Annotated in this window: 26 protein-coding genes; 13 read left to right on the forward strand and 13 right to left on the reverse strand. The window is 54.4% G+C overall.

Going from position 1 to position 22,773, the window contains the following annotated elements:
- Window positions 1-16 precede the first annotated feature (16 nt).
- Both D7S44_RS14730 and aroD read left to right on the forward strand, forming a co-directional pair.
- Window positions 17-1,405, forward strand: a complete 1,389-nt coding sequence (locus D7S44_RS14730; RefSeq protein ID WP_120456084.1) for a purine-cytosine permease family protein — start codon at window positions 17-19, stop codon at window positions 1,403-1,405.
- 90 nt (window positions 1,406-1,495) lie between these two features.
- A complete protein-coding gene (gene aroD / locus D7S44_RS14735) occupies window positions 1,496-2,338 on the forward strand; it encodes a type I 3-dehydroquinate dehydratase (protein WP_205685233.1) in 843 nt (280 codons plus the stop codon).
- A gap of 189 nt (window positions 2,339-2,527) precedes the next feature.
- Here aroD and D7S44_RS14740 read toward each other — a convergent pair whose 3' ends face one another.
- On the reverse strand, window positions 2,528-2,950 hold the full coding sequence (locus tag D7S44_RS14740; RefSeq protein WP_120456086.1) for a DUF2000 domain-containing protein: 423 nt from the start codon (window positions 2,948-2,950) through the stop codon (window positions 2,528-2,530).
- 146 nt (window positions 2,951-3,096) lie between these two features.
- Between D7S44_RS14740 and D7S44_RS14745 the strand changes: the two genes are divergently transcribed.
- On the forward strand, window positions 3,097-3,570 hold the full coding sequence (locus tag D7S44_RS14745) for an Lrp/AsnC family transcriptional regulator (protein WP_120456088.1): 474 nt from the start codon (window positions 3,097-3,099) through the stop codon (window positions 3,568-3,570).
- Between the two features lie 38 nt (window positions 3,571-3,608).
- On the opposite strand, the gene D7S44_RS14750 is transcribed toward D7S44_RS14745, so the two are convergent.
- A complete protein-coding gene (locus D7S44_RS14750; protein WP_120456090.1) occupies window positions 3,609-4,199 on the reverse strand; it encodes a CGNR zinc finger domain-containing protein in 591 nt (196 codons plus the stop codon).
- Between the two features lie 210 nt (window positions 4,200-4,409).
- Between D7S44_RS14750 and D7S44_RS14755 the strand changes: the two genes are divergently transcribed.
- Complete coding sequence (locus tag D7S44_RS14755) at window positions 4,410-5,291, forward strand: alpha/beta fold hydrolase (RefSeq protein ID WP_120456091.1); 882 nt, start codon at window positions 4,410-4,412, stop codon at window positions 5,289-5,291.
- 72 nt (window positions 5,292-5,363) lie between these two features.
- Window positions 5,364-5,579 (forward strand): hypothetical protein, encoded by a 216-nt coding sequence (locus D7S44_RS14760; RefSeq protein ID WP_120456093.1) that lies wholly within the window; start codon window positions 5,364-5,366, stop codon window positions 5,577-5,579.
- A gap of 52 nt (window positions 5,580-5,631) precedes the next feature.
- On the opposite strand, the gene D7S44_RS14765 is transcribed toward D7S44_RS14760, so the two are convergent.
- A complete protein-coding gene (locus D7S44_RS14765) occupies window positions 5,632-6,837 on the reverse strand; it encodes a diguanylate phosphodiesterase (RefSeq protein ID WP_120456095.1) in 1,206 nt (401 codons plus the stop codon).
- Between the two features lie 508 nt (window positions 6,838-7,345).
- Entirely contained in the window at window positions 7,346-8,296 is a 951-nt protein-coding gene (locus D7S44_RS14775) for a LysR family transcriptional regulator (RefSeq protein WP_120456098.1), read from the reverse strand.
- A gap of 96 nt (window positions 8,297-8,392) precedes the next feature.
- On the opposite strand from D7S44_RS14775, the gene D7S44_RS14780 reads away from it, so the two are divergent.
- The 3 genes from D7S44_RS14780 (at window position 8,393) to D7S44_RS14790 (ending at window position 10,382) form a co-directional block, all read left to right on the forward strand.
- A complete protein-coding gene (locus D7S44_RS14780; RefSeq protein ID WP_120456100.1) occupies window positions 8,393-8,827 on the forward strand; it encodes a DMT family transporter in 435 nt (144 codons plus the stop codon).
- A 1-nt stretch (window position 8,828) separates the two neighbouring features.
- Window positions 8,829-9,287 (forward strand): DMT family transporter, encoded by a 459-nt coding sequence (locus D7S44_RS14785; protein ID WP_120456101.1) that lies wholly within the window; start codon window positions 8,829-8,831, stop codon window positions 9,285-9,287.
- A 108-nt stretch (window positions 9,288-9,395) separates the two neighbouring features.
- Window positions 9,396-10,382, forward strand: coding sequence for an apurinic/apyrimidinic endonuclease family protein (locus D7S44_RS14790; protein ID WP_120456103.1), 987 nt, complete (start codon window positions 9,396-9,398; stop codon window positions 10,380-10,382).
- Here D7S44_RS14790 and D7S44_RS14795 read toward each other — a convergent pair.
- From D7S44_RS14795 to D7S44_RS14825, 7 genes are all read right to left on the reverse strand, one after another.
- On the reverse strand, window positions 10,354-10,887 hold the full coding sequence (locus tag D7S44_RS14795) for a hypothetical protein (protein WP_120456105.1): 534 nt from the start codon (window positions 10,885-10,887) through the stop codon (window positions 10,354-10,356). The genes D7S44_RS14790 and D7S44_RS14795 overlap by 29 nt on opposite strands.
- Window positions 10,888-10,920: 33 nt before the next feature.
- The gene (locus D7S44_RS14800; RefSeq protein WP_120456106.1) at window positions 10,921-11,214 is read right to left on the reverse strand and encodes a hypothetical protein; all 294 of its coding nucleotides are present in this window, start codon (window positions 11,212-11,214) and stop codon (window positions 10,921-10,923) included.
- A 170-nt stretch (window positions 11,215-11,384) separates the two neighbouring features.
- Window positions 11,385-11,624: a regulatory protein YcgZ gene (gene ycgZ, locus D7S44_RS14805; RefSeq protein WP_033791039.1), complete on the reverse strand. Its 240-nt coding sequence runs from the start codon at window positions 11,622-11,624 to the stop codon at window positions 11,385-11,387.
- A gap of 263 nt (window positions 11,625-11,887) precedes the next feature.
- Entirely contained in the window at window positions 11,888-12,217 is a 330-nt protein-coding gene (gene mdtI, locus D7S44_RS14810; RefSeq protein ID WP_120456108.1) for a multidrug/spermidine efflux SMR transporter subunit MdtI, read from the reverse strand.
- Window positions 12,204-12,554, reverse strand: coding sequence for a multidrug/spermidine efflux SMR transporter subunit MdtJ (mdtJ, locus tag D7S44_RS14815; protein WP_120456110.1), 351 nt, complete (start codon window positions 12,552-12,554; stop codon window positions 12,204-12,206). Before mdtJ ends, mdtI begins: the two co-directional genes overlap by 14 nt.
- Window positions 12,555-13,056: 502 nt before the next feature.
- The gene (locus D7S44_RS14820; RefSeq protein WP_120456112.1) at window positions 13,057-13,386 is read right to left on the reverse strand and encodes a YdgH/BhsA/McbA family protein; all 330 of its coding nucleotides are present in this window, start codon (window positions 13,384-13,386) and stop codon (window positions 13,057-13,059) included.
- Between the two features lie 291 nt (window positions 13,387-13,677).
- On the reverse strand, window positions 13,678-14,478 hold the full coding sequence (locus D7S44_RS14825; protein ID WP_120456114.1) for a MetQ/NlpA family ABC transporter substrate-binding protein: 801 nt from the start codon (window positions 14,476-14,478) through the stop codon (window positions 13,678-13,680).
- Window positions 14,479-14,741: 263 nt separating this feature from the next.
- On the opposite strand from D7S44_RS14825, the gene D7S44_RS14830 reads away from it, so the two are divergent.
- The 5 genes from D7S44_RS14830 to D7S44_RS14855 all read left to right on the forward strand — a co-directional run bounded on the left by D7S44_RS14830 (window position 14,742) and on the right by D7S44_RS14855 (window position 20,116).
- Window positions 14,742-15,743: a zinc-binding alcohol dehydrogenase family protein gene (locus D7S44_RS14830; protein WP_120456116.1), complete on the forward strand. Its 1,002-nt coding sequence runs from the start codon at window positions 14,742-14,744 to the stop codon at window positions 15,741-15,743.
- Window positions 15,744-15,778: 35 nt separating this feature from the next.
- On the forward strand, window positions 15,779-16,432 hold the full coding sequence (nfsB, locus tag D7S44_RS14835) for an oxygen-insensitive NAD(P)H nitroreductase (protein ID WP_120456118.1): 654 nt from the start codon (window positions 15,779-15,781) through the stop codon (window positions 16,430-16,432).
- An 883-nt stretch (window positions 16,433-17,315) separates the two neighbouring features.
- Window positions 17,316-18,047, forward strand: coding sequence for a complement resistance protein TraT (traT, locus tag D7S44_RS14845; protein ID WP_120456122.1), 732 nt, complete (start codon window positions 17,316-17,318; stop codon window positions 18,045-18,047).
- Between the two features lie 282 nt (window positions 18,048-18,329).
- The gene (locus D7S44_RS14850; protein WP_120456124.1) at window positions 18,330-18,782 is read left to right on the forward strand and encodes an acyltransferase; all 453 of its coding nucleotides are present in this window, start codon (window positions 18,330-18,332) and stop codon (window positions 18,780-18,782) included.
- 218 nt (window positions 18,783-19,000) lie between these two features.
- Window positions 19,001-20,116, forward strand: a complete 1,116-nt coding sequence (locus D7S44_RS14855) for a metallophosphoesterase (protein ID WP_120456126.1) — start codon at window positions 19,001-19,003, stop codon at window positions 20,114-20,116.
- Between the two features lie 89 nt (window positions 20,117-20,205).
- Here the strand turns inward: D7S44_RS14855 and D7S44_RS14860 are convergent, their stop codons facing one another.
- Together D7S44_RS14860 and D7S44_RS14865 are read right to left on the reverse strand one after the other, a co-directional pair.
- Complete coding sequence (locus D7S44_RS14860) at window positions 20,206-21,186, reverse strand: VOC family protein (RefSeq protein WP_120456128.1); 981 nt, start codon at window positions 21,184-21,186, stop codon at window positions 20,206-20,208.
- Window positions 21,187-21,229: 43 nt separating this feature from the next.
- Entirely contained in the window at window positions 21,230-22,609 is a 1,380-nt protein-coding gene (locus D7S44_RS14865) for an MFS transporter (RefSeq protein ID WP_120456130.1), read from the reverse strand.
- Window positions 22,610-22,773 lie beyond the last annotated feature (164 nt).

Genomic DNA, 22,773 nt, shown 5'->3' on the forward strand with positions numbered 1-22,773 from the left:
CAGTGCGGAGGATAAAATGTCTCAAAACAACGTGATAGAAAATAAATCGGTGGACTATGTGCCGGAAAACGAGCGGCACGGTCAGGCGCGGAGCCTGTTCACCCTGTGGTTCTGCACCAATATTGCGCCGCTGGCGGTCGTGACCGGCGCAATCTCTACGCAGACGTATCATCTTAATATTCTGTCGGCAATCTCGGCGATAATTGCCGGTCATCTGTTCGGCGGGCTGTTTCTGGCGCTTACCTCGGCGCAGGGACCGCGCGTCGGGATCCCCCAGATGGTGCAGAGCCGCGCGCAGTTCGGTCGCTACGGCTCGCTGCTGGTGATCTGCTTCACCACGGCGATCTATCTCGGCTTTTTTATCTCCAACGTGACGCTCTCCGGCAAGGTCATCAATAATGTTATTCCGGCGCTGCCGATCCACAGCGCCACGATCCTTGGCGCGGTAGCGGCGACGCTGATCGGTATCGTCGGCTACCGCTTTATTCACCATATCAACAAGGTGGGTGCCTGGGTGATGGGCATAGCGCTGGTCACTGGTCTGTTCGTCATGCTCGGTCATCCTTTACCAGCAGATTTCTGGCAGCGCGGCAGCTTCAGTCTGAATGGCTGGTTCGCCACCTTTTGTATCTGTGCGGTGTGGCAGATCAGCTTTTCGCCCTATACCTCCGACTATTCCCGCTATCTGCCCGCCAATATTGGCGTATTCAGACCCTTTATCTGTACCTGGCTTGGCGCATGCTGCGGCACGATCCTGGCGTTTTTGTTCGGCGTAGTGGCGGTGAACCTGGTCGGCGGGGAGGGCGATGCGATGGCGGCGGTGCGTCAGGCGACCGGCTGGCTCGGCCCGATTCTGATGGTGCTGTTCTTAATGAATATCATCTGCCACAACTCGATGAATCTCTACGGTTCGGTACTCTCGCTGATTACCGCGGTGCAGACTTTCCGTCCGGCCTGGCTGCCGGCGGCGCGCGTGCGCGTTATGTTCTCGGCGGTGGTGCTGGTGGGCGGCGTGCTGGTATCGCTGGCGGCTTCGGCTAACTTCGTCTCCTTCTTCCTGAACCTGATATGGGCGCTGATTGGCGTGCTGATCCCGTGGAGCGTCATTAACCTGCTCGACTTCTACGTGGTGAAGCAGCAGCGCTATGATATTCCCTCGATTTTCCAGGCGGACGGCGGTCGCTATGGGCTGGTGAATGTTAACGCGCTGCTGGTCTACTTTGGGGGCGTGGTGGTGCAGATCCCCTTCGTAGAGAACGCCTTTTTTACCGGACCCTATGCGCATCTGATCCCCGGCGCAGATATCTCCTGGGTGATAAGCCTGGTCGTGACCAGCGTCGCCTATCTGCTGTTCCATAAAAAGGGGGCGCTGCTGACGGCGCCGCAGCAGCAGCGCGCGCAGTAGATCATCAATAAACGCGTGCTCTCTTGCTGCGGGTAAACGTGTGAGCTAGATCTTAAACCCTGGGTTTTATTCAGGACAGGGAGACGTTTTATGCTCAAAGCACCTTTAGCGCTACTGATGATGATGGCGGTTTCCGCAACGGCCGCGGAACCGTCATCTTCGCCGATACGGCCTCTACAGGTCGGTAATCTCACCATTCAGCAAGGCAAACCGGCAATCATTGTCTCTACCACCGGCAACGATGAGGAGGGCGCGCTGAAGCTGGCGCGTCAGGCAGCGCAAACGCCACAGGTTCAGGTTGTTGAACTGCGCGTCGATAAGCTCGATTTCGCTACTCATGTCGATAAGGTCACGCAGCTCGGTCAGGCAATGCGGCGCGAGCTAAAGGGTAAACCGCTGCTGCTGACGCTGCGCACCAAAGGCGAAGGGGGCAGCCTGTCGCCAGATGACGCCAGCTATATCGCACTCTATCAGCAGTGGCTTGAGGCAGGTTTCGCCGATCTTATCGATATCGAAATGCGCATTGGCGCGCAGGCGGTGGATCAGCTGGTGGCGCAGGCGCACCAGCATCATGTCGCGGTCATCCTCTCTTATCACGATTTTCAGGCTACGCCGGATAACGCCGATATGCTGCGGCGTCTGTCATGGCAGGCGGCCCACGGCGCGGACATCCTTAAAATTGCGGTGATGCCGAAGACGCCGCAAGATGTCAGCCGCCTGACCGACGTCACCTGGCAGATGCGCCAGCGCAGCGACAAGCCGCTGCTGACGATGGCAATGGGCGGGCTGGGGGCGGTGACACGTGTGTCGGGCGAGGTGTTTGGCAGCAACCTGACTTTTGGCACGCTGGGCGAGGCGTCCGCACCGGGACAGCTCGACGTGCAGGCGCTGGACCAGGTGCTGACGACGCTGCATAAGGCGAACGCGTCGTGATGTAAACCACTACCGGGCAGAATGTTATCGCGTGCAGGATGGCGTCGACACCACGAAAAACGGGTCTGCAACACCCCTCCTGACAGCCTGCTGATCGCGCCGCGCTTTATATCACCCGGAAGCAGGATTTCACCAGAGACAACGCAATCGCACAGCAGGGCGCGTATTGCGCTGCGGTCATCATCCGGCTCAGCGATAGAGCTTAAGATTGCCCGTAAGGCGGGTAATCGCTTTTTTCGGCCCTGCCAGTCCCAGCGCCACCAGTTCGATCTGCGGACTGGCGGCGTCGCGCATGCGCGCTTCATATTCGTCATAAGTTTTACACGACTGCGCCAGCGCGCTAAAGGGCATGGCGAACAGCGTCTCGTCTGCCGCGCTGCGCTGGTGCAGCTCGCGTAAATAGTCTCCTGAAGCCAGCAAAACCGGCAGCGGGGCGGTGATGACGCCGGGAAAGGTCACGCCATCCTGGCTCTGCAGCGCCGCGCCGACCAGGTTATCAATGGCGCGGCCAAAGCTAATGCCAACGACGCTGGCGGCATTCATCGCCAGCCCAGGCGGGAGATCTTTGTCGATGATAAGGGTGCAACGGTGAAGATCGGCATCGAATCGCATAGGTTCCTCTGAAAAAAGCCGTTCGGGCAAGAGGTAAAATTATGCGCGTTTATTGCGGGTGAGTGCTTGCGAATAGGCCAGGTAAAAGGAATGATTTGGGCAGACTCTTTCTTACCATCAGATAAAAAAGGCAAAGGCTACCCTTAATGGCGTTAAGTAAGGCAGAAATCAAAATTCTCACGCAGCTGCAACAGGAGGGCCGCATAACCAATCAGGAGCTGGCGGAAAAAGTCAATATGTCGGCCTCACCCTGCTGGCGAATGGTGCGCAAGCTGGAGAGCGACGAGGTAATTCAGGGCTATCGAGCCGTGCTCAACCGTAAAAAAATCGGTCTCAACGTGATGGTATTTGTGCGCGTCATTATCGACAGCCACAGCGAGGCGCAGGCGCGAAAGTTTGAGCAGGAGGTGAGCGCGCTGGAAAATGTGGTGGCCTGTTACAGTATCGGCGGCGATACCGATTTTTTGCTGCAGGTGGTCGCCGCCGATCTCGACAGCTACGCCGATTTCGCCATGGGCGTAGTGCGTCGGCTTCCGGACATAAAAGAGATGCAAAGCATGTTCGTGCTCAAAGAGATAAAGGGGCTGAGCGCCTGGCCGCTGGGCAATACGGCAAGCTGAATAGCTCTTGCCGCAACAGGAATCCGTTCTTCGGCGCGTCAGCCCTGGCTCATCTGACGGAAGCGCGCCGCTTTGGCCCGGTTGCCGCATACCGCCATGCTGCACCAGCGGCGGCGATGCGCTTTGGTGCGATCGTAAAACCACAGCGTGCAGTCGGGATGCTCGCACTCACGCACCAGGGAAAAATCGCCGTTAACCAGCAGATCTGCGGCCAGCTCTGCGACGGGGCCCAGCTGCTGTTCCGGCGTTGCGGCAGCGTATATGCGCCGGTATTCAGGGCTGCCGTCGCTGCTCAGCGCCAGTTCAATATGGCTGGCGGCGCTGCGCAGAAAGCGGTTGAGCTCGTCCGGCTGCCACGTTTCTCCTCTTTTCCGCTGCTGTACTGCGTGCAGAATGACGTCGCGTAGCTGACGTGCCGCCACCAGCAATGCGCCCTTATGCCGCTCTGGCTCAGCACGCCCTGTGGACCATCCCGCTGCGCTCAGCCAGCGAATGACATCTTCATCGGTTTGAAAGAAATCGTGCGGCTGACCATTGACCTGCGCCACGGTGTTAAGAAAATCCAGCGCTATATGATCGCCAATGTGCAATGGAGCCGAAGGCAAATCCTCTCTGTCTTTTTCTTTCATCTCTCTCGATCCAATAAGTAACCACTAAAGACAATGTTAACAGGTTATTTTAAGCTGTCCAGCGCTGGAGCGGCTCGTATGGTATTAACCGCGCGGTGATGGGAGAAGAAAAAAATAACTGCTATAAAACACTTTTAAAGGTTATCTGTTTGTGTCAGGGTAAATACGTAACTCGTAAAATTGTTCTTTAACGGTTAAGGGGAGTTCCTTATGATCAGCAATCCGCATTACCCTGTGCATTACCGCTATGTTGAAGCCGATGGCGTGCGCGTTTTCTACCGCGAGGCGGGCAATCCTGAGCGACCTACGCTGCTGCTGCTGCACGGCTACCCAAGCGCTTCGTATCAGTTCCGCGATCTTATTCCCTTACTGAGCGATACATTCCATCTGGTGGCGCCCGATCTGCCCGGCTTCGGTTTCACCGAGGTGCCGGATGAGCGACATTATGTTTACAGCTTCGATGCGCTGGGCGAGACGCTGACCGCTTTTGTTGATGCGCTTAAGCTGGAACGTTATGCGCTCTACGTGTTTGATTACGGCGCGCCGAGCGGGCTGCGGCTGGCGCTGGCCCGTCCTGAGCGGGTCACCGGGCTGATTTCTCAGAACGGCAACGCCTATCTGGAAGGGCTGGGCGATGCGTGGCAGCCGATCCGTCGCTACTGGGCGCAGCCGACAGCGGAGAACCGCCAGGTTGTGCACGATAACGTGCTGAATCTGGCCGGAACCCGCTGGCAATATCTGCATGGCGTCAGCGATGAGACGCTGGTCGCGCCGGAAGGTTATATGCTTGATTCGTTACTTATGGAGCGACCCGGCAACAAAGAGATTCAGCTGGATCTCTTTCTGGATTACGCCAGCAACCTGACGCGCTATCCAGATTTTCAGCGATTCTTCCGCGAGAGGCAGCTGCCGACGCTGGTGATTTGGGGCAAAAACGATCCCTTTTTTATTCCGCCGGGCGCGCAGGCTTACCTGCGGGATAACCCCAACGCGCAGGTGGAACTGCTGGATACGGGCCACTTCGCGCTGGAGACCCATGCGGTTTATATCGCGCAGCGCATCAGGGAGGTCATCGGAGGCGAAGCGGTTTAGATGGCGGATTTGCCCGGATAGCGTATGGTTAAACTTTGGCAGCACTGTTGAAATTAACCACCAGGGGGAAATATGGAATACGCTATCGCCAGTAATCTGGATGAGCTGAATGAACTGCTCAGCAGCGGCAAACACAAAGCGGTTGTTATTGGCTATGAGCTCTCCGCCGATGAGTTTTTCGGCATCGCAATGTACTGGGGCGACCGCGGCGCGAAAATCAAACGCGTTGACGGGAGTTTTCTGGTTAAGCTAGGGAAAAATGTCATTCCGCCGAACGACGACATTTAACTTCTTTTTGGGATAACCGGCTGGCCGCACTGATGGCGGCCAGCTGAAAGGGTTACTGAATTTCTGGCCACGCAATCGCGGGAATGCCGTTCAGCTGCGGCCTGGCGAACAGATATCCCTGGAAGTTGCTGATGCCTGCCGCTTCCAGCCACATCCACTCTTCCGGCTTCTCGACGCCTTCTGCGATAACGCTGATCTCCAGCGAAGAGCAGCATTTAAGAATCGCATGAACGATCGCCTGTTTCGGCCCGCTCTTGTGCACGTCAATGATCAGATTGCGATCGATTTTGATCTTGTCCGGCTGAAAGCGCGACAGCAGCGAGAGTCCGGCAAAGCCCGCACCGAAGTCGTCCAGCGCAATACTGATGCCGGCTGCTCTCAGCTGCTTAACGGCAATAGTGAATTCATCGAGGCGCGAAATCACCTCGTTTTCCGTCACCTCTACGACGACCTGCTCCGGCACCAGCCCGTTCTGTCTGATTTGCTCCAGCAAAATTTCCACCGCATTCGGCACCATCACCAGCGACATAGGCAGCAGATTGACGGATAACGTCTGGCCCTGAATATCGAGCTTTTTCGCCAGCGCAAAGGCGACGCCCTTCGCTTTTATATCGGCGGCATAAATTTTGTCGCCGGGAAACTGCGCGAAATAGTCAGCGGGCGCGCTGCCGTCCGGCGTGCGAATAAGCGCTTCCAGCGAGACAATCTGTTGCATCAGCGGATCGATGATCGGCTGAAAAGCGAAGCTACAGTCTGCGGCGTCAGGCGGCGCAATCGCTTTTTCCAGCGTTTCCTCTACGACAAAATGCAGGGTGTCGGTTGAAGGGATTTCAAAGTAGTTGGCTTTTTCTCGCGCCTCGACAAAGGTACGCAGGAATTGTAAGGCGCGATCGTCATAGGTGAGCTGGTACTTTGAGGTGCCTTTATCCAGCACCGCTTGCAGCACCGTCTCTTTGTCATACTTGCGTAGATCGAAGAGTTCCATGCCGACGTTGCCGAAGCGGCGCGAAGGAGAGTAGTCATACATTAATTCAACTAAATTGTGGTGACGGGTATCTGCGCAGATTCGGGCATAAATGGCGCGCACCGCCTCATCAGAACCTTCCAGAAGCTGGAAAAAATGGGTGCCGTCAAACAGCAGAATACCTGTGACGTCAAAAGTTTCATTAATCTTATTCGCGTTTACCGCTAAATTATCCAGCGTTTTTACAGGCACGTCGTCTGAAAGATGGCTGCGATAGATTATGGTTGTCAGCATGGATAATTCCGGTCTTAGTTTTTGTGAGCCACACATTACCAGAAGTCGCGCTGGTATTGTCTAGCGCTTTTTTTGAGAAGTAAAAAAATAGTTCGTGCGTCGCTGCCAGCTAATAAGCAGCGAAATTCGACAGCCGTTTCGCTTTATATTCCCGCCGGGTTGACGTTGCATTTTTATTTAAAGTTTAAAATTCCTAACCTTTTGAATGTGCAAAATTTCTTCAAATGACAAAACCACAAATTTTTTGTGCAATCAGTGCGGCCTAAAGTTGCATTTTGAATGCATTTTATCTATAACTGCAGAGGTGAGGCGCTGATGTCTGAAATCCACTTATGACATCGCTGTATAGCCGCTTCGCTTCAAATAACAGCCATCGGACAGGATGGCTGTTTTTTTTTGCCTTTCAGACGAGACGTTATATGCAGAGCGAACCCGATTTTATTGAAAAAACGTTATGCATTGCCGCCGTCACTTTTCTGACAATGGCGCTTGTAACCCTCTACTTTTTTTAGACGCCGACAGGCGCGTCGCGCTGCCAGTAAAGCGGTGCGCCATAAACGTCAACAAAGTAATCAATCACCGCACGCACATTGAGCGGAGGATGCCGCGTATGGGGATAGATTGCTGCAATCTGCTGCGGTACAGGATTGATGCCAGCCTCATACTCTTCCAGCAGCCTGACTAAATTGCCCTTTCGTAGATGATCGCCTGTCAGCCAGTCGGGAAAGAGCACCATCCCCATGCCGTCCAGCGCGGCGGTCAGTAAGGTTTCAGCGTTATTCGATGAAAGCAGCGCCTTCACGGGATACTGTATCCAGGCCTCGTCGCGACGTCTGAAAAGCCAGCGGTTCGCGCCGGTGGAGCCACGGTAGACCAGACAGTGATGCTCGCTCAACGCCTCCGGGGTGGCGATCGCACCATGTTTAGCAAGGTATGCCGGCGCAGCGGCCAGATAATAACGCTGGCTACCCAGCACGCGCGCGTGAAACGAGGAGTCCGTAAGGGGGCCGATGCGAAAGATCAGATCGGTAGCGGTACGGTGTGGATCGACATAATCATCCGTCAGCGTCAGCTCAATTTCCAGCAGCGGATAGCGCGCCGACAGCTGCGCCAGCCAGGGCGCGATATGCCGCTGGCCGAAAAAAACCGGCGCGTTGAGCCGCACCAGGCCGGACGGCTCCAGAGATCGCGCCTGCAGCGCCTGCCGCGCTTCGCTGAACTGATTATCGATAGCGCGCGCATAATCAACAAACAGCCGACCCGCTTCGGTCGGCATCACCGCGCGCGTATTGCGATAAAAAAGCTGCTGACCGAGCGCATCTTCCAGCTGGAGAATGGTGCGCGAGACGACGGAAGCAGAAACGCCTTCGCGCCGCGCCACCACTGAAAAGTTCTGCGTATCAAAAACGCTCAGGAAAAAGCGCAGCGCGCGCAAATCTATTGAGCCGGTACTGTCCATTAATGCGTTTCCTGCAAAAGTGTTTGCCACACTATAGCGTTTTTCAACTTGATCGACTCCACTATGCTGTTGCGCTTCGATTTAAAGGAAGCGGTTATGCAACTCATTTTTATTTTACTGGTTATCGCCGGCGGGATGGGGCTGTCGGTAGAGGCAGGGCTGCTCGGGCCGCTGGGCCAGCAGGTAGGCGATCTCTGGGCGACGTTCAGCATCTTTGGCGTCGGCGCAGCGCTCACTTTCTTACTGATGCTCTTTTTTAGTCCGCGCAACAGCCCGTCATTTTTCGCACAACCGGGCTGGCAGCTGCTGGGCGGTATTTTAGGCCCCGGCTATGTGGTGATCCTGACGCTGGCGACGCCGGTGATCGGCATTGCCATGACCATGATCGGCATTCTTGCCGGGCAGGTTTTCAAAAGCCTGGTGATTGACCATTTTGGTCTGTTGGGAACGCCGCATCGCAGAATCGATGGCAAACGCATTATTGCGCTGGTGTTTATTATTATCGCGCTGGCGCTGGTAGCCCGAGGGTAGTATGACGATTTTTATGATCTGTTTAGCCGTAGTGGGCGGCGCGCTGTTAAGCATTCAGGCCGCCATCAACGGGCAGCTCGGCGGCAAAGTCGGCGTATTCCGCTGCGCCTTTTTGACCTTTGCGCTGGGCGCAGTGGTAACCGCGCTGCTGATTTTCTTTTTTGCGCCGCCGCAGACGCATACGCTGCTGGATGTGCCGAAGTGGCAGCTGCTGGGGGCGCTCTGTGGCGTTCCCTATATCGTGATTATGGTGCTGGCGGTGCAGCGCATCGGCGCGGCTGTCGCCACCGTCGCGGTGATCTTCGGCCAGCTCGCTATGAGCATGCTGATTGATAATTTCGGTTGGTTAGGCAATGCGGCAATCGCATTTTCGCCGAGCCGCCTGGCGGCGGTTGTCTGCCTGGCGATTGCGCTCTGCTTTATCTACAGCAGCAATAAGCCGAAAAAAGCGCGCGGTTAAGGGCTATGCCTGCGCACGTTGCGCAGGCAGGCTTGTTCGCAGCTCCTCGTATCCGGCCGGTTTTCAAATAACTGTTAAACTTACTGTTTGTGTTTAACAGGGGGAAATATGAAATTAGGCTTCGCGTGTAAGTATCTGGATGCAGACTGCAAACAACATTTCCCGTTTAAGAGCACAACCCGCACGCGCTTTTTGCGTTTACAGCGAGATGAGCAGATTGCGCTGATCGCTAACCTTGCCCGCCTGAACCTGACCAACCTTGCCGGCCTGCTGGAAACGCTCGCTACCCAGCCGGAGACCCTGCGCATGATGCGTATCGGCAGCGATCTGTTGCCGCTCTATACCGTGCCTGAAGCCATGCCGTTATACCGTGAGTTTTTGCCCGACCTCTACCCGCTGTTTGAACGCTGCGGCGCGCTGGCGCGTCAGCATGGCATACGGCTCTCTTTCCATCCCGGACAGTATTCGGTGCTGGCGTCCGATAACCCCGACGTTGTGCAACGGGCGATTGAGGACGTGGAGTATCATGCGTTGTGCGCCACTCTGATGGGCTTCGGTAAAGCGTTTCAGGATTTTAAAATCAACATTCATATGAATGGCAAAAAAGGATTTGAAGGCTTTAGTCAGGCCTTCGCCCGGCTCAGCCCGGAAGCGCGCAATATGCTGACGGTGGAAAACGATGAGATTTCCTGTTCGCTGGATGAGGTGTTGCAGGCGAGGGCGCTGTGCCCCATCGTGCTGGATATTCATCATCACTGGGTAAAAGAGAACGCTTTTATCCAGCCGGACGACTCCCGTATCCCTTTGATTATGGAATCCTGGCGCGGCGTGCAGCCGGTGCTGCACTACTCGATTTCTCAGGAAGGGTTAATACCGGAGCGCGGCTATCCCGATCAGCAGAATCTGGGCGTGGCGAAAACCAAACTGCGCGCGCACTCGGACTACTACTTTAATGAGACGCTAAATGACTGGGCGCTGTCGTTTAACGCCTTCGATATTATGTGCGAGGTTAAAATGAAGAATCTCGCCAGCCAGCGTCTCTATGACTATGCGCTGGCGACGAAAATTATTGATCCCAGCCAAAACGGGCAGTAATGGCGCGGCGGTAAGGGGTATCGATCTGCGCGGGAACCTGCATGATGTAGGCGCGCGCATGCTCTGCCTCTTCGCCTTCCAGCTGCTGCAGATAATCAATCGCCTGCGGCAGCGTTGGGATCAAGCCCTCCTTGCTGCCCAGTTTAGGCGGCAGACCGGTCCAGATCACCGCATCCAGATCGCGCTTGCGCGCCCATTCGGCCAGCGTGCCGGGCGAATCTGCCGTCACGGAAAGAATGCCGATGCCGTCGACACGCTCATCAGGGATGCCTTCGCGTTCGCGCAGCTGAGTAACGGCCTGACGCAAATCCTGCGTCGTCATCCTGGCCCAGAGCACCGCTACCGGCGGCGCGTTCATGCAAATAGCGGTCGCCAGTTCGCCGCCGTCGCTGGTGCGTGAAAATTCAATGGGAAAGAGCGGGCCATCCTGATGCCACTCTCCCTCAACGGGAAGATTGCCCGGTTTCCAGATCAGCGAACCCCATCCAAGACAGGCAATATTCATAGCGCGCTCCTGAGCGTAAACCGGGGAAGAAGGTCAGTGTTTGCGTTTGTCGCCCGGCATCGCTTCGCCTTTAAAGTGATGTTCCGTATTATTGCGGTCGCGCAGCGTGACGCGCGACTGCGCTGACTGAGTAGAAAGGTTTTGCTGCACTTCCTGAATGGCGCGGGCAATGACCTGCTGCCTCTCTTCATCAGCCTCGTCTTCAGCCATGCGCTGCAAAACGTCCATCAGCGCCCGGCTGGATATCGCTTTATCCGACAGCAGTAGCTCCAGCGTTGCCTCGCCGATAACAATGTCGGTCAATCTTTCTTCATTACTTTTATACATAACATATGCTCTGTGTCCCGCTGCACGCCCCTGATAGCGGGGCAGGATTGAGGTGCGGTTGACTACAGAAAGAACCAGCGCACCTGGCTGGTGCTGGCGTGAGCCAGCTAATGCCTGCTTAAATCTTAAGGCCGTGCCGGAAAAACGGAAATCGTCAAGATAATCGGGAATTAACGGCCTAACAGCAGGCCGATCAGACGCTGATAATGTTTCTCTTCTTCGGCCGTAGAGGCTACTTCCAGTCGTCTTACCAGCTTAGTGCAAATACCTTTACGGTTGACGTTTTTGCCTGCGCGAAGAAGTTCAACAACAATCTGACCCAGCGTCTCCTGTTGGGAAGGCAGGCTGGCTTCACGAAAATAACGCGCGATATCTTCAGATGAAGAGAGAAGGCTGCTGCTCTGACGCATGATTTTACCCCAAATGAGTTAAACGATGATCAGTCAAAAAAATGACAAGTTGTACATCGAAAGAAAAGATGTACAAGAATATGCAAGATAATTGCGTTAACTTTTTTGCAAAAAATGCTACCAAACGGGGATGATTCTGGTTAAGTCTTTGTATTGTGGCGCAAGCGAAGCATACGTCAAGTGTTTTGAGACGCTTCTAAGGCTGTACAACTTTTGTTTTTGTAGCGCCCTGCCGCTCAACAGCAGCAGGGCGATCCAGGGCATCAGGCGAGTTTGATAAGAATCATCCCTGCCAGCAGCAGGCTAAGTCCTGCCCAGCCTCTGGCGTTAAGACGTTGCCCAAAGAGCACCCAGCCCGCGGCGACGGTAGCGGCAATGCCGAACCCGCCCCACAGCGCATAGGCTACTGAAAGATCGATGCCTTTAACCGCCTGAGAGAGCGCGCTGAACGCCAGCAATACCGAGGCCAGCGAGGCGAGGCCCAGCAAGGGCTTTTTAAAGCCGTCAGAATATTTCAGGAAAATATTGCCCGCTATTTCCAGCAGGATCGCCAGCGCCAGCCAGAGCATATGCGTGATATCAGCGGAGGACATGGGGCTGCTCCTTTTTCTGCGTGGTGCCGGTTTTGATCAGCATAATGCCGACGATCAGCACCGTCAGGCCGGCGATCTTCATCAGTGATAGCGGTTCATCAAACATCTGCACGCTGAATATCGTAATCAATACAATGCCGATGCCTTCCCACAATGCGTAGGCGACGCCGAGCGCGATCTTTTTGACGGCGAAACTCAGGAAAATATAGGAGCAGGCGATCATCACCAGCATGATCAAATAACCTGTCCCGCTCTCATCAACGCTGGACCACTTCATCGCCAGCGTGCCGATAATTTCGCTAAAAATGGCGAGTAATAATAAAACCCATGGAAACATAACTGACTCCTGTCGCAACTATTTAACCGACCTGCGCCATACAGACGCACGTTATTTTTGGCAAATGGAAACGAGCAGGGGGCTACAGGGCGCTACGCCAGTGTCGATCGTCACTATTCCAGAAAGGAAGGGGGCAAGAAAAAAGAGAAGGATGAACAAATGCTACGCGCATAATTTAAACAAGACATCCACGCTGTTGCTTCTCGTCGGTGGACGGATTGTGCTCCGGTAATAAACGTATCGCAGTTATAGCATCTGCTTATGGCTTATTCAATAGCAGCAATTTTCGCTATTGATCTATAACAAAGTTTATTCTGTGGTTATCTCCAGCATAACGGTTTTAAAACAACCCGCCTGTAGTTACAACATACTAAAAGATTGTTAAAATCTCTCAGCATTGAGCGCGATTCACAGAAACTTGTCAGGGAACACTGTCAAAACCGGGTAACACTCAGGTCCGGGCCAGCGGGCCGCCTTATGCAGCTCGCTGGCCCGGGATTAATTACAATATAAATCCTGCCGTCAGCTGTTCATTACCGCTCGCATCGGGGATGTTGTAAAGCGTGGCTTTCGCAGCCAGCAGGGGCTGGTCGTCGCTACCAGATTTGTGCGATTCAACATCCGTAATGTGATATCCGACCGCGCCAGCCTCGTGCGCTTTGCGTGCGACAGCCGCATTAAGCTCTTCCATTGAAGTCACCCAGCTTACAGAGGTGACGGCAAAGGGTTGAACGGAGGCGATTTCATGCTGAGACAGGCCCGAACGAATCAATACGGGATTTACGCTCTGCGGAGAAAAGATAGATAAAACATCCTGCACTAATTCTTTCATTAGCAGCTCCTTCAGGGTTCAATGCACGGTTATCAGATTTATTATCGGTTATGGCAAGAGTAATAAACGCCAGGAAATGTTATGCGTTTTAGCTTTAGTTGCTAATGAGATGTTATAGAAATAATGCCTGATAACTTAATGAAGGTTTAATGAGGATATTTTCATTTGTTTACATTCTGGCTGTTTTTGTCATGAAGGAGTGAAGCAGTACAGAGTGCGAAAAGAAGCGACGCTGGGAACCGCCTCCGCAACCGATCATGATTGCAGAGGCGAGGGCGTAAAAAGGGAGAATTACCAGCCTTTAATAATATCGCCTTTATAAATTTCGTTGGCTTTATCCAGCACTTCCTGCGAGCGGAACGCCTCTTTCAGCTTCTGGATATTGGGGCTGTCCTTATTATCTTCGCGCGCCACGATGGCATTTACGTAAGGCGACGCTTTGCCTTCCATAAACATGCCGTCGCGCGAGGCGGACAGGTTAGCCAGCGCGGCGAAGTTGTTATTAATGATAGAGACATAAACCTGCGGATCGTCGAGAGTACGCGCCAGCTGCGGAGTATCGACCTCAACGAACTTCAGTTTTTTCGGGTTATCGGTGATATCCAGCGTGGTCGGCAGCAGGCCCGCTTCCGGTTTCACCTTAATCAGACCTTGCGCCTGCAGCAGCAGCAGGCTGCGGCCCAGCGTGGTCGCTTCGTTAGATATGGTGATCGTTGCTCCGTCCGGCAGCGCATCCAGCGATTTAATTTTGCGTGAATAGCCCGCAATCGGGAAAACGAAGGTATTGGTAATCACGGCAAAGTGGTAGCCGCGCTCTTTAGACTGCATCTCCAGATAAGGCAGGCTCTGGAAGGCGTTTGCATCGACGTCTTTATTGAACAGCGCTTCATTGGGCTGCACGTAGTCGTTGAATGCCACGACATCGACATCGAGATGATATTTATCATGCGCCACCTGTTTTACGGTGTCCCATAACGTCTGGTCCGGGCCGGTATTGATAGCTACTTTAATTTTGCTGTCGTCATCTTTGTTGCAGGCGCTGAGCAGCGTGACTGACGCGGCCAGCAGAATAGAAAGCACTTTTTTGTTCATAAGCCAGATCCCTTTTCTTGTAGGGAAGCGACTATAATCTACATCTAGACGTCTGTACATCCATAACGATGCGTTTGCCTGTTATTTATCCGCTTCCGCTGCCGCCGGTTAGCCAGATTCTCTACGCCAGAAGCCTTAATACCCCGGGATTTTCACTCCAGCAGTGAAACTGCTGCTGCCGCCAACGGGTTTTTCTCCCTGCGCAGGCGTCCTATCCTGTTACCAAGCACCAGCAAAACTCATTACTGATAAAAGGAAACGAGATGAAAGCTATCGTCTACAGCCAGAATGGATTGCCGATCGCCGATCCGCAATCGCTCTACGACACCGCACTGCCGCAGCCCCAGCCGGGTGCGCACGATCTGCTGGTGAAAATCGCCGCGATTGCCGTTAACCCGGTCGATACTAAAGTGCGCAATGGCGCGCCGACAACGCAGCCGCGCATCCTGGGCTGGGATGCCGTCGGGACGGTTGAAGCGGTCGGCGATAGCGTAACGCTGTTTAAGCCCGGCGATGAAGTCTACTATGCCGGCGCCATTGACCGTCCTGGCTCTTATGCCGAATATGGCCTGGTTGATGAACGCATCGCCGGACATAAGCCCGCCTCGCTGAGCAATGCGGATGCCGCCGCGCTGCCGCTGACCTCGCTAACCGCCTGGGAACTGCTGTTCGATCGGCTTGAAGTCAAAGAGAATGAAGACGAGGCGCTGTTGATTATCGGCGCGGGCGGCGGCGTCGGCTCGATCCTGACGCAGCTGGCAAGCAAGCTGACCGGCCTGCGCGTTATCGCAACCGCGTCACGCCCGGAAACCGCCGACTGGGTACGCGGACTTGGCGCACATGACGTCATCGATCATAGCCGTCCGCTGACGGAAGGGCTGCGCGAAATCGGCGTCGAGAGCGTACGCTACGTCGCCAGCCTGACTCATACCGACAAGCACTATCAGCAGATCGTAGAAGTGCTGGCGCCGCAGGGCCGCCTGGCGGTCATTGACGATCCTGAAACGCTTGACGCGATGCCGCTGAAGCGTAAAGCCATTTCGCTGCACTGGGAGCTGATGTTTACCCGTTCGCTGTTCCAGACGCCGGATATGGCGCGCCAGAATGAAATTCTGGAAAACGTACGCCGTCTGATCGACGACGGCACGCTGCGCACCACGAAAGGCGAACACTACGGCACCATCAATGCAGAAAATCTGCGTCGCGCCCATGCGCTCATCGAGAGCAACCGGGCGCGCGGCAAAATTGTACTGGAAGGGTTTTAACCTGACCGCGAATAACCCTGATTAAGGAAAGAGTAATGACGCTTCTTGAAGCCGTGGCGAAACGCCATACCGTAAAAGCCTTTGACGACTCCCGCTCGCTACCGGACGCGCAGATCGAAACGCTGCTTAATGTGCTGCGCAATACGCCTTCGTCGGTCAATTCGCAGCCCTGGCATTTCGTGGTGGCCTCAACCCCTGAGGGGCGCGAGGCGATCGCCCGCGCCACTGCCGGCGCGTTTATCTATAATCAGCCAAAAGTGCTGCACGCCTCGCACGTTATCGCGCTCTGTATGCGGGCCGACCTGGACGAAAGCCATCTGCAAACCGTACTGGAGCAGGAGGAGAAAGACGGGCGTTTCCGCGATGCGGCGGCAAAAGCGGGACAGGATAAAAGTCGTCGCGGCTATGTTGATATGCATCGCTACGTGCAGCGCGATCTGCCGCAGTGGATGGAGAAACAGGTCTATCTGGCGCTGGGCGGTCTGTTGCTGAGCGCGGCTTTACTGGATATCGACGCTACGCCAATGGAAGGGTTTGATACCGCCGTGCTGGATGAGGCGCTCGGCCTGCGTGAAAAAGGGCTGACCAGCGTGGTGCTGGTATCGCTGGGATACCGCAGTGAGCAGGATTTCAACGCCGTGCTGCCAAAATCTCGTCTGCCGCAGGAAGATATTTTTACGTTCATCTGATTTGTGGTTTCAACGCGACGCAATAACCCGGCCCTGTGGCCGGGTTTTTTATTTACGGCAAGATGGCAAAAAGCGATGCCTGCGCCCGCAGGAGCGCATATTTGAGGATAATTCGCATTGCTACTTATGCGGCTCTGCCCGTAATTTGGAACAACAGGCCAGACTGCAAAATATGACGGAACAGAGACGCGCCAGTTATTTATGGAGCACGTGACAGTCTGCAATAGAGACGCAGTGAGACATTCAGGCGACAATCGCTTTGCTGGCCGCTGGCGAACGCCTCAGACAATAAGGAATTTATGGGAGCTTACTGTAAGCACTGTCGCGCGCTTTTAAGCCGGGACGAATATTTCTGGTTTTATGACAGCTGTATCCACTGTGAAAAATACGCGCAACTCCGTGCTGAAGAGCGTGAAATTTTCATCAAGTCGCCGTTATACGTCTGGACTGAAATGAATTTTCAGACGCGTCGGCTAAAGCATCGACTTGCGGCCTATCTGAAAAGTCAGAATCTTGTCTGAACAGGCTTGCCGTTTTTAACGTCGGGCGTTGAAAAGCATATTAAATGATGCCAGTTATCAGATCAGACAGACTGAACGCTCCGTGCAACGAGCGATAGGAATGTGATCATGGCATCCTGTTTATGATTGTTACCTTACACCGATCGCGCTGATGAACGCAGGGCAGGCCCAACGTGCTGTGGTTCCAGAAGCGTCATGCCGGGTTCGTCTGAACCGGTGAAAAAAATTTAAGTTTCCCCGCTTGCTACCGATAACCTCTCCGCCACTCTGACGGCAGAGGATGACTTCTCAAATAATTTCATCGCCTGAGTGCGCCACGGGGCGAGCCTGTCCCGTTTTTCAATTTTAACAAGGAGCAGTAAATGAAAAACCGCAATACCGTTATAGCGGCTGTCGTCGCATCCTCTCTTATTCTTTCTGGTTGCAGCGCAATGGGAACGGCAATTAAGAAACGTAATCTCGAAGTAAAAACGCAGATGAGCCAAACCGTGTGGCTTGAGCCGTCAAATGAAAAGACGGTATATCTGCAGGTTCGTAATACGTCAGACAAAGATATGAGCGATCTGCAGACATTACTGGCGCAGGATCTGCGCGCTAAAGGTTATACGGTTACTTCATCGCCCGACACCGCCTACTACTGGATTCAGGCGAACGTGCTTAAAGCGGAGAAAATGGATCTGCGTCAGTCGCAAGGCTTTCTGTCAACAGGTTATGAAGGCGCGGCGACCGGAGCTGCGCTTGGCGCAGGCATCACTGCTTATAACAGCAACTCAGGCGGAGCCATTCTGGGGATAGGTCTGGCGGCAGGACTGGCGGGCATGGCAGCAGATGCGCTGGTCGAGGACGTTAACTATACCATGGTGACCGATCTGCAGATTTCCGAGCGCAGCAAGAACGCAGTGACGACGGACCATATCGCGGCGCTGCGTCAGGGTAATGCCGGCATTAAGCTGCAGACCAGCAGCGAAGAAGGCAACCGCATGAAATACCAGACGCGCGTGGTATCAAACGCCAACAAAGTAAACCTGAAGTTTGAAGAGGCTAAACCGGTACTGGAAGCCCAGCTGGCGAAATCTGTCGCCGGTATTATGTAATTTCCTCGCTTCTGGCCCGCCTCAGCGATCTGAGGCGGCGTCGCATATCAAAAAATCCCGGCTATGCCTGCGCTCTTTCGACGAAACAGGATGGCCGGGGTTTTAAGCATTTTATCGCTGCTGACCTCAGATTTATTCATCCCGCTTTGCCACGTGGCAAAATTAACCCCTGCTCATTATCTTTATATCTGCTTTGAGGCAAACAATTACGCGCCGTGGATTTTACTTTTCGGTCAGGCCTGATTAACTGTGGTTAACTTATTCTTTTAAGGCCAGAGCGTCATGCAGATTATGGAAAGCGGCATTCATCAGGTTAAAGAAGGGAACAACGTTAAGATCGTCACGCCAGTCAATATTTATGGCTGCGAACTGGGCGACGACGTTTTTATCGGTCCCTTTGTCGAGATACAGAAAGGATGCGTTATCGGCAGCCGAACCCGTATTCAGTCACACACCTTTATCTGTGAAAACGTCAGGACGGGCAGCGACTGCTTTATCGGACATGGCGTAATGTTCGCAAACGATCTGTTCAAAAACGGCGCGCCCGATCCTTCCCCTGACGGCTGGATAACGATCGTGCTGGGGGACGGCGTCTCTATTGGCAGCGGAGCAACGATCCTGACGTCGGAAATTTGCAGCGGCGCAGTGATTGGCGCTGGAAGCGTAGTAACGAAACCTGTGCTTCTCAAAGGGATCTATGCTGGAAACCCGGCGAAACTCCTGAGACCGCTCTAGCGCTGGCTATCTCTCCCGCCTGACAACATCAATCCTGCGATGACAGTGGCAAACCCTGGCTCATCATGATCCTGACGCGCCGTTTTGTGCCGGAAACCAGGCGGCGCAGGCGGCGACTGGCCGCGTTCGTGCTACGCTTCAAATCTTGATCAAGCTTAACCCGGCTATTTCAGGCTAATTTTTTGCGCTAAATAAGCGCATACCAACAGGGAAGAGAGATGTTTCATCTGATTTTTAGTATACCGAGCTGGTACGTTATCGCGCGTTTCGTTTTCCCATTAGCGATGCCGCTAATGTTAAAAATTATCCTGTCTGTGCTGGTTATGCTGGCCTCGCAATACCTGCTGATAAGCCGGTTTACCGCAGGCGGCATCTTTTCACCCGAAATGCCTCGCGCGCTTACCATTCTGTTTAACTGGGCGTTTGGCGCCGTATTATTTCTGGCGCTGTTGCAGCTGCTGATCGACGCTGTGGTGCTGTTTTCGCTGCTGATAAGGCATCCGTTAGAGATTACGCCAGCAGTGCGTTATCTGGCGGCACTTATTGCCATGGTGCTGGCAACCACTGGCGTGCATCAGGCAATACGCGTGCCGCCGGTAAAAGATGTCACCATCAGAATCAAAAACCTGCCCCGCGAGTTTGAAGGCTATCAGTTACTCCAGCTTACGGACCTGCATATCACCAAACTTTTTAACGCCGCCTGGGCCGCAAAGATGGTAGAGAGGGCGATCTCCCTTAACGCCGATCTTATTGTTGTTACGGGTGACGTTATTGATGGCACCGTGCAGAACCGCAGGGAGGATGTGGAGCCGTTACGTCATTTGCATGCGCCGGATGGCGTTTTTGCCATCACCGGCAATCACGAATATTTTTTTGAACAGCAGCGATGGACCGAACACCTGGCCTCACTGGGACTGCAGCCTTTACTCAACAGCCACGTCATTATCAAACGCGGCGACGCCGGGTTGGTCATTGCTGGCCTGCCTGATGCCTCGGCATCGCGAAGGCATGCCGTCGGCCCCGATCTGGCAAAAGCGCTGGAGGGCGCGCCAGAAAATGCGCCTGTCATTTTGCTCGATCACCAGCCGCGCAACGCGCGCAGCAATGCGCTGCAAAAGGTTGATTTACAGCTGTCAGGCCATACGCATGGCGGGCTTATCGTTGGGCTGGACCGGCTGTTTGCCAAACCCAACGGCGGCTTTGTCTCGGGGTTATACCCTGTGGATGGCATGCAGCTCTACGTCAATAACGGAACCGCTCTCTGGCCTGGCATGGCGGTGAGGTTGGGGCGTCCATCAGAATTGACGCGTATTACGCTGAAACGGCAGGAGTAGGACTTTCAGAGAGCAATAGCTCGCGAGCGATCGGCGACGCGAGCAGCCTGAGACAAATAAGGCCGCGCAAAGACGGCCGGTTATCTGCGTTAATCCTTGAGCTGCTTCGGCGTCGGCGGCGTGCCGTGGGTATGGAAGGTTTCAATGGTTTTAAGGCCCCAGGCCTGTCCTTTTTTCCGTTCCGTCTCTGTCCAGACAATGGTTTGCCAGTCCGGCGCCAGGATCAGGCGGGCACCTGAGTTCGCCAGCTCGATGCGGTTGCCGGCAGGCTCCCAGACGTAAAGGAAAAAAGTGCCCTGGATCGCGTGCTTATGCGGGCCTGTCTCGATGTGAATGCCATTTTCCAGGAAGATGTCCGCCGCACGCAGAATATCTTCCCGCGAGTCGGTGGCGTAGGTCACATGATGCAGACGCCCGTTGCCGCCGCCGTGCTCTTCGGTGCAGGCCAGATCGTAAGTTTTATTATTAATAGTGAACCAGCAACCGCCAATACGACCGTTATCCAGCTGTATCATCTCGGTTACCCGTGAGCCGAGGCAGGTCTCCATAAAGTTCTTAAACTCGCGCACGTCCGCCGCCAGCAGATTAAGGTGATCGAGGCGACGCGGGCAGGCACCGCGCCCATGATAGCGCTGCGCCAGGTTTTTCAGCGAAGGGCGCTCATTCTCTTCAGCCTGGTAGCGAACGGTGTCGTAATAGATTTCAAACACATGGCCAAAGGGATCGGCAAAGCGAAAAGCGCGCCCATGTCCAGGATCCTCATCCACCCAGCCCAGCACCTCATACTGGCTGGCCTCTATCGCCGCCACGCGTCGCATCAGCGCGGCTTCCGAACTGGCGCGATAGGCTATATGCCCCACGCCCGTCGTATGATGGCGGGTAAGCTTTAAGCTATGGAATTCGTAATCATCCCAGGCGCGCAGCCATGCATGATTCTCATCCTGAGCCGAGACAGTAAGACCATAAACGTTAACGAAGAAATCGAGGCTCTCTTCGAATTTATCGCTATAAATCTCAACGTGAGCCAGATGGGCAATATCGAAACAGGGTTCCGCCATGTGATTTGTCATAATAATATTCCTGTTAATGTATTCAGGCTGTGCAAGCCAGATTTCATCTGTTATTTAAAGTTTGTGACAGCGAAGGAATGTCATTTAAATCCGCTCCTTTAATTTTTAAAGAGAGCGCGACATTCCGGTGCAGCACGATACTTATCGCTGCGAATAGCGCAGGGGCGGCCAGAATATAGAAAATGGCCGACTGGGCTGGAAACGCCCCCATCAGCAGCCCGCCGACGGATGAGCTTAAAATCGCGCCGGTGCGGCCAATGCCATGCATCCAGCTCACGCCAGTTGCGCGAATTTCGGTGGGATAATAGGCGGGCGAGTAAACCTGTAAACCATTTTGCGCGCCGTTAATACACATGCCGATAACGAAGATAAACACGCCCAGAGCCACGCCGGAAAAGCCGAAGAGCCCTTGTGCCAGCAGGCAGAGGCTGCCCAGCAGGTAAACCACGCCGATAACATATCTGGCGTTAAGCTTATCCATCAGCGCGCCGACCATTATTCCTCCCAGCGGCCCGCCGAGCTGGAACAGACCCGCCAGAATGGCAGCCTGCTCCAGCGAGATGCCGCCGGAACGCATAATCGTAGGCAGCCAGCCGTTCAGCAGATAGATCACAAACAGCCCCATAAAGTAGGTTACCCACAAGATGATGGTGCCGCGGGCGAAACCATGCCGGAACAACTGAGAAATGGTGCTGTTGCGGTTAATGCGCGGTGAATTAAGCACAAAGGACGCATCCTGAGTGAAGTGGCCGCCCATCCGGTTCAGGAGCGCGGCGATTTTCTCCCGCGGCGCCCTGCGCACCAGCAAATTAAACGCCGATTCAGGTAACAGCAGGCTCAGGAAGGGCAGCAGCACCAGCGGCACGGCGCCGCCAAAAATCAGTACGGCCGTCCAGTTGTAGTGGGCCAGCAGCGCGGCGGCGATAAATCCGCCCAGCCCCGAGCCAATGTTGAAACCGCTAAACATCAGCGTAATCATGACGCCCTTGCGGCGTTCGGGCATATATTCCGCCAGCAGCGTCACGCAGTTAGGCATAACGGCGCCCAGGCCAAGCCCGGCGACAAAGCGCATCAGCGCCATCTGCACGGGCGTTGTGGCGAAGGCGCACACCAGGCTGAAAACAGAGAACATCAGCACCGAGAGCAAAATAATCTTTTTACGGCCAAAGCGATCGGATAACGGCCCTGCGATAAGCGCGCCGATGGCGACGCCAAACATGGCCGCACCCAGGATCGGCCCCATAGCCGCGCGGGATATGTGCCACTCTTCAATAAGTGCAGGCGCGATAAATCCCATGACGGCCGCATCGTAGCCATCAAACATAATGATGATCAGACAGAGGATCAGTACGCGCCACTGAAAGGCTGAAATGGGTCGCGAATCAATCCAGGCCTTGATATCGACCAGCTTGTTTGTGTTCATGGTTAGCTCTCTTGTCAGGCACGGAGGGTCGTTTTTGTCGTAGTAAGAGTTTTAACAATCCAGTTACACGGTAAGCAGAGTGGCGCAGGGTGTCTGTCAAAAAAGGCTTTTAGAGGTATGAGTTGCGTTTATATTGTGAGCGAGTTGGCATACTCCAGAACGCA

The sequence above is a fragment of the Pantoea piersonii genome, assembly GCF_003612015.1.
Taxonomy (GTDB): Bacteria; Pseudomonadota; Gammaproteobacteria; order Enterobacterales; family Enterobacteriaceae; genus Pantoea; species Pantoea piersonii.

Coding starts and splice junctions, on each gene's coding strand:
- D7S44_RS14730 (WP_120456084.1), top strand. CDS start 17: ATGTCTCAAAACAACGTGATAGAAAATAAATCGGTGGACTATGTGCCG.
- aroD (WP_205685233.1), top strand. CDS start 1,496: ATGCTCAAAGCACCTTTAGCGCTACTGATGATGATGGCGGTTTCCGCA.
- D7S44_RS14740 (WP_120456086.1), bottom strand. CDS start 2,950: ATGCGATTCGATGCCGATCTTCACCGTTGCACCCTTATCATCGACAAA.
- D7S44_RS14745 (WP_120456088.1), top strand. CDS start 3,097: ATGGCGTTAAGTAAGGCAGAAATCAAAATTCTCACGCAGCTGCAACAG.
- D7S44_RS14750 (WP_120456090.1), bottom strand. CDS start 4,199: ATGAAAGAAAAAGACAGAGAGGATTTGCCTTCGGCTCCATTGCACATT.
- D7S44_RS14755 (WP_120456091.1), top strand. CDS start 4,410: ATGATCAGCAATCCGCATTACCCTGTGCATTACCGCTATGTTGAAGCC.
- D7S44_RS14760 (WP_120456093.1), top strand. CDS start 5,364: ATGGAATACGCTATCGCCAGTAATCTGGATGAGCTGAATGAACTGCTC.
- D7S44_RS14765 (WP_120456095.1), bottom strand. CDS start 6,837: ATGCTGACAACCATAATCTATCGCAGCCATCTTTCAGACGACGTGCCT.
- D7S44_RS14775 (WP_120456098.1), bottom strand. CDS start 8,296: ATGGACAGTACCGGCTCAATAGATTTGCGCGCGCTGCGCTTTTTCCTG.
- D7S44_RS14780 (WP_120456100.1), top strand. CDS start 8,393: ATGCAACTCATTTTTATTTTACTGGTTATCGCCGGCGGGATGGGGCTG.
- D7S44_RS14785 (WP_120456101.1), top strand. CDS start 8,829: ATGACGATTTTTATGATCTGTTTAGCCGTAGTGGGCGGCGCGCTGTTA.
- D7S44_RS14790 (WP_120456103.1), top strand. CDS start 9,396: ATGAAATTAGGCTTCGCGTGTAAGTATCTGGATGCAGACTGCAAACAA.
- D7S44_RS14795 (WP_120456105.1), bottom strand. CDS start 10,887: ATGAATATTGCCTGTCTTGGATGGGGTTCGCTGATCTGGAAACCGGGC.
- D7S44_RS14800 (WP_120456106.1), bottom strand. CDS start 11,214: ATGTATAAAAGTAATGAAGAAAGATTGACCGACATTGTTATCGGCGAG.
- ycgZ (WP_033791039.1), bottom strand. CDS start 11,624: ATGCGTCAGAGCAGCAGCCTTCTCTCTTCATCTGAAGATATCGCGCGT.
- mdtI (WP_120456108.1), bottom strand. CDS start 12,217: ATGTCCTCCGCTGATATCACGCATATGCTCTGGCTGGCGCTGGCGATC.
- mdtJ (WP_120456110.1), bottom strand. CDS start 12,554: ATGTTTCCATGGGTTTTATTATTACTCGCCATTTTTAGCGAAATTATC.
- D7S44_RS14820 (WP_120456112.1), bottom strand. CDS start 13,386: ATGAAAGAATTAGTGCAGGATGTTTTATCTATCTTTTCTCCGCAGAGC.
- D7S44_RS14825 (WP_120456114.1), bottom strand. CDS start 14,478: ATGAACAAAAAAGTGCTTTCTATTCTGCTGGCCGCGTCAGTCACGCTG.
- D7S44_RS14830 (WP_120456116.1), top strand. CDS start 14,742: ATGAAAGCTATCGTCTACAGCCAGAATGGATTGCCGATCGCCGATCCG.
- nfsB (WP_120456118.1), top strand. CDS start 15,779: ATGACGCTTCTTGAAGCCGTGGCGAAACGCCATACCGTAAAAGCCTTT.
- traT (WP_120456122.1), top strand. CDS start 17,316: ATGAAAAACCGCAATACCGTTATAGCGGCTGTCGTCGCATCCTCTCTT.
- D7S44_RS14850 (WP_120456124.1), top strand. CDS start 18,330: ATGCAGATTATGGAAAGCGGCATTCATCAGGTTAAAGAAGGGAACAAC.
- D7S44_RS14855 (WP_120456126.1), top strand. CDS start 19,001: ATGTTTCATCTGATTTTTAGTATACCGAGCTGGTACGTTATCGCGCGT.
- D7S44_RS14860 (WP_120456128.1), bottom strand. CDS start 21,186: ATGACAAATCACATGGCGGAACCCTGTTTCGATATTGCCCATCTGGCT.
- D7S44_RS14865 (WP_120456130.1), bottom strand. CDS start 22,609: ATGAACACAAACAAGCTGGTCGATATCAAGGCCTGGATTGATTCGCGA.